3 protein-coding genes are annotated in these 11,448 nt (G+C 57.9%); all 3 read left to right on the forward strand.

Annotated features, from left to right (window positions below; translation table 11 throughout):
• Positions 1-48 precede the first annotated feature (48 nt).
• Positions 49-10,248, forward strand: a complete 10,200-nt coding sequence (locus tag WC704_RS17320) for a LysM peptidoglycan-binding domain-containing protein (RefSeq protein ID WP_372892217.1) — start codon at positions 49-51, stop codon at positions 10,246-10,248.
• Between the two features lie 7 nt (positions 10,249-10,255).
• Positions 10,256-11,026 carry a hypothetical protein gene (locus WC704_RS17325; protein ID WP_372892219.1) on the forward strand — a complete coding sequence of 257 codons (771 nt, stop codon included), beginning with the start codon at positions 10,256-10,258 and terminating at the stop codon, positions 11,024-11,026.
• A gap of 201 nt (positions 11,027-11,227) precedes the next feature.
• Entirely contained in the window at positions 11,228-11,359 is a 132-nt protein-coding gene (locus WC704_RS17330; protein WP_372892221.1) for a hypothetical protein, read from the forward strand.
• The last annotated feature ends 89 nt before the right edge of the window (positions 11,360-11,448 follow it).

Here is an 11,448-nt window from a genome sequence, read left to right on the forward strand (position 1 = left end):
CGGGAGCGGCTAGTTCGCTCTCCGGTGTCGATCGACACGGGGGTTGTCATGGTTTCGATTTTCACCGGTCTGGGTGCGGGTTTCGAACGGGGGTCGGGCACGACGCTTGGCGCTTCGGGGTTGCTGGGATCGGGTACGCTCGGGCGCTCGGGCGAGCAGGTGTCGCTGAATGCGGCCACGGGCAATTTGCTGATTAGCAAGGGTGATGAGTTTCTGGTCGGACGTGGTCCCGACGTGTCGATCGCGCGGACCTATAACAGTTTGGGCGACCTGTCGGACGACAATGGCGATAATTGGCGGCAAAGCACCGACCGGCGCGTCTATGGCCTGACCGGGACGATCAATGCCAGCGGGAGCACGATCAAGCGTGTGTCCGGCGACGGTTCGGAAATCACCTATGCGTGGAATGGGACGTCCTATCGCGCGACGGACGGGGCGGGGGCATTCGATACGTTGAGCTATAACGGCTCGACGTGGACGTGGACCGACAGCGACAGCCTAATCTCCGAGACGTATGCCAACGTCTATAATGGCCAGTGGCGCATTACGGCCGCCACCGACACGAACGGTAATGCGCTGAACTTCAGTTACGACGGGGCAAACCTCACGCGAGTGACGACCGCCAATGGCGAGTATGAGCAATATGCCTGGTTGGGCAATAACATCACCCAGATTGTTACGGGGTATACCGATCTAACGACGAATACCGCCAAGACATTGACGCGGACCCGCTACGGCTATGACGGTGCGAACCGGCTTACCAGCGTTACGGTTGATCTGACGCCGGATGACAATAGCATTGCCGACGGCAAGACTTATGTCACGACCTACACCTATGACGGGGCTTCGAAGCGGGTTGCCTCGATCAGCGAAACCGACGGTTCGGCGCTTTCGATCGGCTACGACGCGTCAGGGCGGGTCATTAAGTTAACGCAGGCGGTGTCGAGCGGGGTTACCCGCACGACGAACATCAGTTATGGCGATGGTTCGACGACGATAACTGACCTGCTTGGCCAGGTTGTGACGCTAGATTACAATGCCGATGGTTCATTACGGAAGGTAACCGCGCCACCGGCCTATGCCGGGGCGGTCGCGCAATCCAGCAGCTTTACTTACGATGCGGCAGGTAATGTGGTGGCGGTCACCGATGCCCTCGGCGCGGTGACCCGCAATACCTATGATGGGAACGGGAATGTTCTGACTACTACCGACCCGCTCGGTAACGTCATCAGTCGGACTTACGGCAGCCGGAACGAGGTGCTGACCGAAACACGTATTGGGGCAGATGCTAATTCGCCCGGTGCGAGCCATACAACGCGTTTTGTTTATGATGAGGCCGGGCAGCTTTTTTCTATTGTATCTCCTGAGGGAAAGGTGAGTAGATATTTTCATATCGGGGTTAATTTGGCGACAAAAATTGAATTTATCGATAATACGTATGACGTTAGTTTACTTAATGAAAAAGATTACATTACTTCTGAAAATTTTGAAGCGTGGAGGTCGAATGCTGCTCTTGGAAATGTTTTAAAGATTACGTATAGCACGTATAGTTACGATGTTAGGGGCAATATAATTAATGAAGTTATTTTCTCTGAAAGAAGTCCTTCTGGAATTTTTTCCTATGATCAGGGTTACAGTCGTACGGATAGTGTCTATGATCAATCTGGGCAGCTACTGAAGCGCACGACGCTTGGACGCAATAGCGAGACTTTCGTCTATGACGGGCTCGGCCGAGTTATCGCCTCGACCGATCTGAATGGTGGCACCACCAACATCGTGTTCAACGATGCGGCCAATAGCACCGTGGTCACGCTCGCAAACGGTTTTACGACGACCTCCACCTACGACAAGACTGGCGCGCTGATTTCGGTGACCGAAGGTGGGAATGATACTAACGGCGGTACCGCCACTTACGGTTATGATCAGGATGGTCGCCTGCGCGTCACCACCGATGCAACCGGACACCAAAGCTATATTCTGTACGATAAGGCTGGGCGGAAGGTCAGCGATGTCGATGCTTATGGGGCTCTGGTCGAATATCGCTATGATGCGGACAACCGTTTGGTTGCAACGGCTCGCTATACCAACAGACTGACAGCGGCGCAGATCGCGGCCCTTCAAAATCCGCTCTCGGCATCGCCCGACATCGCGTCGTTGCGTCCGGCAGCCCATTCGGCGGACGTATGGAATTGGACGGTGTATGATGCCGATGGGCGGGTGAGCGAGACCATCGCTGGCGATGGAAGTGTGGCGCTGTTCCAATATGACGGCTCAAGCCGACTGATCGGCACCACAAGCTTTGCGAATAAGCTGACATCCGCCCAATTGGCGGCGTTCCAGGCAAATCCGCCGTCGTCGGCGATTCTTCCTTCGGCGGACGCGAGGGATTCTGTTTTACGTAATTTTTACGATAAGGACGGGCTGCTGATCGGCACGCTTGATGGGGAGGGATTTCTCACCAAGATCACGTATGACGGGGCCGGGCGGAAGGTTGCGGTTACGGCCTTCGCCAAGGCCACCGATGGCGGGTATCGCGCGAATGGCACCTTTTCACAGCTCGTCGGGTTGGTCGGTACGAATGTGTCGGATCGAACCGAGCGCTATGTCTATGATAGTCAGGGGGCACTTCGGTTCGAAATCGATGCGCTCGGTCATGTCATCGAATATCGCTATAAGGACGCTGCCGGCATTGCGGATTCTGCGCAGCCCCGGCAAATTATTAGCTACGCCGGCACGATTGGCGTTCTGGCCGACTATAGGTTCGCGGCTGTCACTGCGGCGGTTGCCGCTCTTTCGAGCGATGTGAACAACCGATCGAGCTGGGCGATTTATGACGTGGCAGGCCGCCTGGCCTATGCGATTGACGCCGCCGGGGCGGTGACGGGCTATAGCTATGACCAGCTTGGTCGCTTGATCAAAACGACGCAATTTTCGACCAGCAGGGCCACGGACACCCTCCCTGATTTGGCGACGATGGTGTCCTGGCAGTCGGGCGCTGGCACGGGCAACGACCGGGTCAATCGTAATTATTATGCGGCCCGCGGCGAGTTGCGCTTCACCGTCGATGCGGAGGGCTATGTCACCCGCTTCGACTATGATGCCGAGGGTCGTGTTGTCGGTACCGTTCGCTGGGACAATGCGGTGTCGGTTAACGACGCCACCACGACCGCCGGCGTTGCCGGGCTTACGAGTGGGGGCTATGCCAGCACCGCAACATCCTACGACAATGACGGTCGAGTTGCTTCGAGTACCGACGCGGCCGGGAGCGTGCAGTACAATGTCTACAACGGCAATGGGACGTTGGCATACACCTATGCCGCATATGGGACAGCAGATGAGGTTCTGACCCGGTTTTTCTATGATACGGCTGGACGCGTGGTGGCACGCGCTGATGCTGCCGACACCGCCGAGCAGAGTCTGACGTCATACGCCTATGACGGTTTGGGCAATCTTGTATCGACGACCGACTCAAACGGGAATACGACGACCTTTACCTACGACCATCTTGGTCGGAAGGCCTCCAGCACGAATGCAATCGGCGGCATAACTCGCTGGGACTATGACGCGTTCGGCGATGTGGTGAAGGTTACTGATCCGAACAGTAATACCAGCTACAGTTATTACGATACACTTGGCCGCGTGATCGCATCACGAGACGCTGAAAATTACGTAACCGAAACGCGCTACACAACGTTTGGTGAGGTGGCTTCGATCACACGCCGGGCCAATCGCGCGACCAATGCCCCCGGCGTGTCCAGCCTTCCGACCTACGTCGCCGATCCGAACCGCGATGCTACGACGGCTTTCGGTTACGATCGACTGGGGCGGGTGGTCTCAACCACCGACGCCCTTGGTTATGTGGAGAGTTATACGCTCGATGCCTTTGGCCAGCGGCTCTCGATCACCAACAAACTTGGTAGCACGACGACAAATACCTATGATCGGCGTGGCTTGTTGGTTCGGGAAACGCTCCCGATCTCCTCGGTGCGGGCCGACGGCTCGCTTGAGGCGTCGAGCGTTGTCAACACGTTTGGTTATGACGCACGCGGCAATCGAACGAGTATAGTTGAAGCGTTCGGTTTGAACGAACAGCGGTCCACCACTTACGTTTACGACAAACTCAACCGTGTAATCGAAACGCATCTACCACAGGTTCAGAATAGCACCAACACCGGGTTGATCGCGCCAGTAGAATATACCGTCTACGACAAACGCGGCAATGTGATCGAGCGTCGTGATGCGGCCGGCGCACGAACGTTATTCTATTATGACAGGCTTGATCGGCAGATTGCCTCGATTGGGGCGAATGGGACCTATTCGACGATTACGTACACCCGCGGCACCGGCAGTGGGGAGACGCGCACCAGTCGTGTTTACGGGACGCAAGTCACGCTCCCCACGGCGGGTGGGCCCCCGCCAACGGCTCCAGGCGGTGAATATCGCGAAAGTATCGATTCTTACGACAAGCTTGGGCGTCTAATATTGACGCGGCTCGGCGGCATAGTGACGACCGGTCAACTAACAGCGACGGGTTACAACTTCGGGAGCGGGGTTGTCGGGTCGCATTGGGAGTATGACGCGGACGGAAATTTGGTCCGCACAATCGATCCGAATGGAGGGTCGACATACGTTTATTATGATAAACTTGGCCGTAAGATCGCGCAGGTCGACCAACTCGGCTATCTTACCGCTTGGACACTTGATGCTGAAGGAAACGTCGTTGTCGAAACCCGCTATGCCACTGCGTCAAGCGGTGCATCGGTGGGGAGTGCGCCCGCAGTCGCGCCTAGTGCGGCAGATCGGACAACGACCTTTACATACGACAAGAATGGCCAACGGCTAACCGAGACGCGTCTTGGATTAGCTTATACGACCGTCGATGCAAATAGTGGTGCCGTAAATTCGATAATCGGCGGTAACTCCACGATAAGCTATGCCTATAATGCACTCGGTCAAGTGAAAATTAAAACCGAAGCATCTGGGGATGGAACTAATTATATTTACGATAATACTGGCAGGTTGATCCGTACAGAGGGAGCAATCTTTGTTGATTATGGAAATCACCTTGTTCAGGGAACCCTAGATTACAGTTACGATGCCCTTGGAAATTTGACGCGTTCGCTCCAAAACGCCGTGCGGTTGACGCGCTATACCTATGGCGCAGGCGGCCGTCTCCAGTCGACGACGGATGCGGGGGGCAACGCGCGTGTTTATTATTACGACATCGCCGGTCGGAAGGTTGGGGAAGCGTATGATCGGGTAAAGGCTGATGGCTCGACGGTGGCGCACGAAGGCCTGTCCTATCAATACGACGCGGTCGGTAATTTGGTCCGTCAGGCGTTCGCCACCGTATCCGGGGGTACTTTTACGGATAGTGGGGATGTCAGCACGTTCACCTATGACGCCTATGGCGAGGTAACCGCGCGTGCGCTGAACGGTGTTACGCAGGAGCGCAACGCCTATGACAACGCCGGTCACGTTTGGCGATCGACCGCCGGCGATGGCGTTTCACGTTATTACGTCTATGATCTGAGCGGTAATCGTACGCTGACGCTCGAAGATAATGGCAGCCCGGACGGGAATTTGAGCAATCTCAGCATTTATGACGTCTGGGACGCGGCTACTCAAAATCGCTCGGTCGCGTTTGGTACGGTGTACACGCCCCGGGTCAACGTTACCATTATGGCGTATGATGCACGCAATCAGTTGGTGCTGTCCAACCAGGCCAAGCGCCAGCTCAATGAAACCGATGCTGCCGTCGATCTGATCGCAACCCGGAGCTACAACGCGTTTGGCGAGACCGTAACGGACACCGACGCACTCGGCCATGTGACCAGCTATACCTACAATGCATTGGGTCGCGCGATATCGGTTGTGCATGCTGCGGTGCAGATCGGCAATGCCGATGGCAGTGTATCGAACGGAACCCCAACCGACATCCTTTATTACGATGTCTCTGGCCGGTTGGTCGGGCAGCGCGACGCCAATGGCAAATTGACCACGCGAACGTTGTTGGCGGGGACCGGTTACGGCCAATCGGTTGCGCTGGTTCGGAAGGAGTTTCACGCCGATGGCGGCGTGATCGCCAACGACTATGACGTGTTCGGTGATTTGCGTTCAACGACCGATGCAGTCGGGCGCACGACCACCAACGACTATGATTCGCTTGGCCGCGTGGTGCATATCATCCGTGCCGGGGGATTGCAGGATTACTTCAGTTATGACGCCCTTGGTCAACGTCTTCGGCACTGGAACAACCAATTTTCGGATGCTGAGCTGACCGATTATGACGGGCAGGGGCGCGTCGTTCAAACACGGGCTTTCGGCGGGGATGTAGTTACGACGAGGTACGAGTGGTTGGGATGGCTCACCACGCCGGGATTGAGCACGTACGGCGCAACGATTGCCACGACCACCTATGCAAACGGGAAGACCTCGAACGACGTCACGGACGGGCTGGGGCACCTGTTGTGGCATACCGACATGAGCGGTCGCGTGACCAATTACCTCTACAACAGCGCTGGTCGGCTGGTCGATCGCAGCGGCACCGTGGCGCAACATTATACATATCTCAACACAGGCTTGGTTGGCCACGTCACGACAGGAACCACCGGCAATCCCGACAACCAGGACACGTTCGACGATATCCGATCGACCTACGGTTATGACAAGCTTGGCGAAAAAATCCGCGAGCAGACGGTGCATGAAAGTGGCGCCTTGCAGGATTTTGGCGACTATGACGGGGGATGGTATACCGAATATGTCTCGAACTCCAGCGTGCTGCAGAACGCGACGGCGCAGTATGACGCGCTGGGCCGCATAGTCTCCTGGAACGAAGCAGGAAACGGCACGACACCCGCTGCGTCCAAGACCTGGTCGTATGACGCGGTCGGCAATATCCGCCACCTGACGGCCTCCTTCACGTATCTCGACCAGAATGGCGGCGTCTCGCCCTACGGCAGCAGCACGCAGGATTATTGGTATGCCTATGATGCGATGAACCGGGTCACCACGTCGCAGGGTACGCTGTCAGGTGGTCAGATCGTCCGCGGCTCGCAGGGCGTGGACCTTACCTATGATGGCGCGGGTGAGCGGGTGACCGCCACCCGCAACGCCTCGCTGGTCGCACGCGGTGTGTATGACCCCAACCAATACAATCCGCCGTCGGGGGGGTATGGTTCTCCGTACCAGCTTGAATTTCCGGATGATGGCGGTGGCGGGTCCTATGGCGGCTATCACGACGTTTCTTATGCAGGGGAACGTCGCGAGACCTATCGCTATGACGCGTCGGGCGCGATTCAAACGCTGTCTGTCTCCGAAAGCGGCTATACCGATAATGGCGACGGCACGGTTACCGTGGCCGGGCTGGGCGCGGCGGCGCTGAAAACGGCGTTTCAGCACGATTTGCTGGGGCGTGTCACGATCCAGATCGATTATAGCGGCGACGGCAGCGGCTATGCGGGCGGGGGATATAATTACTTCTACAACGTGCCGACATCGTCGATCGCGGCCTATCGTGCGATCACCTATGATGCGCAGGGCCACGTCTCGAATACGCTCGACATTACCCGGCAGGGCAATGACACGATCCAGGTCGATACCATCAACCAGTTCGGCTGGGGCAGCAGCTATGCGCTGGGCGCGGTGACCAGCTCGAGCGCGAACACCTATAAAAACGGCAGCTTCCAGTCGAGCTCCACCACCACGACCAGCTATGACTGGTATGATGGTGCGGTGCAGACCCGCGTCGATTACAGCAGCCAAGGTTCGACCTTCCACACCTATTACACCAACGACGCCAGCGGCCAGTTGGTGTCGGCCAATGTCCAGGACGGCCGTCCGCGCTGGATCACGGTGACGCGCGACGCGCTTGGCCAGGCGATCCGCCGTGATGAGGCCGATACCAATTACACCGTCAATGGCGGCGGCGATCCGCACGAAATCTGGTATCGCTTCAACGGTCGCCAGATCGGCTATATCGGCAATAACGGCAGCGATAATGGCGATTATACCGCCTCGATCGCGCAGCGCACCGCGCCGTCGCCCGGCGGCACGCCGGGGGCGTTTCGTGGTGGGGCGAGCTACGGCGCGGCCTATGCCGATTTCGACCAGAATTACGACGCGATCAACACTTATGCGCAAGGTTCGGGCGGCGGCGTCTATACGGTGCGGCAGGGCGACACGCTGTCGAGCATCGCCGCGCAACTGTGGGGCGATGCGAGCCTGTGGTACAAGCTCGCCGAGGCCAATGGCCTGTCGGGCGACACCGCGCTCACCGTGGGGCAGACGCTTTCCACCCCGGCGGGGGTGAACAAGACCGGCAACACCGCCGGCACCTTCCGCCCCTATGACCCGAGCGACGCCTATGGCGACACCAGCCCCACCACCCCCAAGCCGCAGGCGGCGCATCGCGGCGGATGTGGCGGGTTCGGCGCGATCCTGTTGGCGGTCGTCGCGATTGCGGTGACGGCATGGGTGATCGGCCCGGCAAGCTCTTTCTTTGCCCATGCGTTCGCGGGCGCAGCGGCCGGTGCAACCGTTACGGGGACGGCGGCGGTCGCTGGTGCGGTCGTTGGCGGTGCCGTGGCCGGTGCTGCTGGAAGCATCGTTAGCCAGGGCTTAGGGGTTGCAACGGGGTTACAGGACAAGTTCAGTTGGACAGGCGTGGCGTTAAGTGCGCTGGGCGGGGCAGTTTCAGCGGGGATCGGCTTCGGCAATGGCGGCCTTGCAGGGAGCTTGGGCATTGGCAGCAAGGCGCTACAGGCCGGGTTCAACGGGGCGATTTCCAGCGCGCTGACCCAAGGCATCGGGGTTGCGACGGGGCTGCAGAGCAAGTTCGATTTCGTCGGTGTGGCGGCGGCGGGGATCGGCGCGGGGATCAGCGGCGCGGTCGGCGGCAAATTCAGCGGACTTGGGCGGTTCGGCCAGAGCCTCGCCACCAACGCCGTCGGCGGCCTTGCCAACGCCGCCACGCGCAGCCTCGTCAACGGCACCGACTTCGGCGACAACATCCTCGCCGCATTGCCCGATATTATCGGCAATACCGTCGGTGGGTTCGTGGCGGATCGGGTTGCGGGGGGCGGGCGGCGTAATGGCGGAGGCTCTGGTGCCGGTAATACGCCACCTGCCACCATCGGGGATGTCAGCGCCGATGATCTGATTCCCCGTCGCCCGGTTGAAATTGCGGACACGTTACCGACGATCGCCAGCGAGGACGACATTGTCGTCACCGGCGTGCGGCACCGCGATTGGTCGCCAGCGCAGTGGGCGTCGTATTCCGCTAAACAGGCAGCGCGCGAAACCGGTGCAGCAGATAGTTCGATCGTCTTCAGCGGCAATCGTTACGGCACCGGCGGTTCGCAGCCTTGGTCGAGCTGGCTGCTAAACGGCGAGCTTGCGCCACGCGACCGGGTCGGCATCTTCCTGTCGGGACCCGGTGGCGACATCACGACCGTGGGAACGGACGGATTGTCGGCCGCGGGGCTTGCCCGGTTTTTGATTGACGAAAATCCTGCTTGGGGCTCTCAGCAACGCGCACTTGGCAATTTGTTCGCGTCGGTCGGCACGGAATTTCCGATCGCCGCATCAATCGCTGACCTTCTCTATGCCAATGCCAATGCCTTGTCGCAAAACGCCACCAGCTTAGTCGATGAGCCGTTCATCGCTGCCTTATCCGTGCCGGTAACCGCTGCCGCAACAATGGCATCCGAGCCAGTGAACATGGGTTACACGGGATATCAATATTATAAGGGTGAAATTAGCGCGCCGGAGGCTACACTCAACCTTATTCCTGGCATCCGAGGCCTTAGAACCTTTGCACGTGACGCTTCCTTGGTCCGCGGCACTAAGGCCGCAGAGAGTGAATTCGCACAAATTACCTTAAACGCAGCCAAAGGCCGTGCCTTTGAAGAAGCTGGTATCAAGGGCATTCTCAGCCATGTCGGGTTGGGCAAAAACACCACTGCGATAACCCGAAATGGCGTTACCACGATCCTTGACTCGGCGGGACGACCCGCTGGGCTTGTTGAATTCAAGGATGTCGCCAATCTTTCGAGTTCGCCGCAATTGAGGGCGCAATTGGCGGAGGCCTTGGCAACGAGGCAGCCCTATAATCTCGTCGTAAGTTCCGGAAATAAAAGCATTTCTAAACCGCTTTTGCGTCAGATCGAGCGTGTAAATCAGCAAGTGGGTGGCGGAGTCTACCGCTATGATCCGGCAACTGATATTTTGACACCTTTCGGAAAGTGAGCTCGACATGGCCAAGCCTACCATATTGATTTCAATCGACACCAATGCCGAAACAGAAGCGGTAGCCTTTGGTCAAGCATTCATCCAAAGCCTTTGCGACGAGGACAAGCGCCTCGTCCCGGAGTGGCTGTCAACGACGGAGAGCTATAAGGACCCATTTCTAGGAATCGATGACTTCCTCGCCAATTGGTGGGCCATTCCAGTCAAGACTACGGTGGATGGCCAGTCCAGACCGGATAGCTTTGATGGTCCTTTTTGGAAGCGCAAATCCTCCTTTGTCAGTCGTGGCATGGTCAATCACGGGATAACCGATTTATGGAATCACAGAAACTCTAGTGGGCTCTGGTTTGAATGTCGCTGGGCTAAGGATGTTGACTTCAACCATCTGTTCGATGCTTGGGTTCAGCTTTCGCGCCCGGCAATTGGGATGCTGCATGTGTTCACAGCACCTGAACTGCACTGGCAGGATTACGCGGCTGACACGTCATTCAGGGTCGGCTCCTTCGGTGGTCCCGCTAAGCCCGGCCTCCCCAACATCGGCTGGGCGATGGCCTATGGCGCAGGTTACGCGGCGGAGGTGGACACGGCGCGGATCAGGGCAGGAGGCTTCCTGGTTGACGAGATTGATGGCGTGACCATCGTTCGGGTCACCGAAAAGCTATCCGATGTGGTTGATGACTTCGATCACTTCTCGCGGCGGCGGGCCGAGTTGAAAACGCTGTTCCGGCCCGGCCTTTTTTGGATTACCCAAGAGCCAAGCGACAGGAAAATTATCTGATCTTACCGGGATCGCCTCGCATGGCCCTGGGCATGTGACTCTGCGCGATCGTCGCGGTGCGGCGTCTCGTTGGAGTGGTGGTGTAGCGAATGGGACAGTGGCTCGCAGGTTCTGAATTACGGTGACAGTTTACTAAATCCCTAAATATTCGATCTTTGTGCCAATGTTCCATTTTCCGAATGCCGATGATCGATAGGTCGCTTGACGATCCAGATCGATTATAGCGGCGACGGCAGCGGCTATGCGGGCGGAGGATATAATTACTTCTACAACGTGCCGACATCGTCGATCGCGGCTGACCTGCCCCCCGTTGGTTCCCTCGATCTGATGTAGAGTCTGCCCGCTGGAAGGAGCAGACGAATGAGGAAGAGCCGTTTCACCGAGGAACAGATCATCGGGATGATCAAGGAGCAGGAAGCCGG

It is taken from the genome of Sphingomonas sp., assembly GCF_041661885.1.
Classification (GTDB): Bacteria; Pseudomonadota; Alphaproteobacteria; order Sphingomonadales; family Sphingomonadaceae; genus Sphingomonas.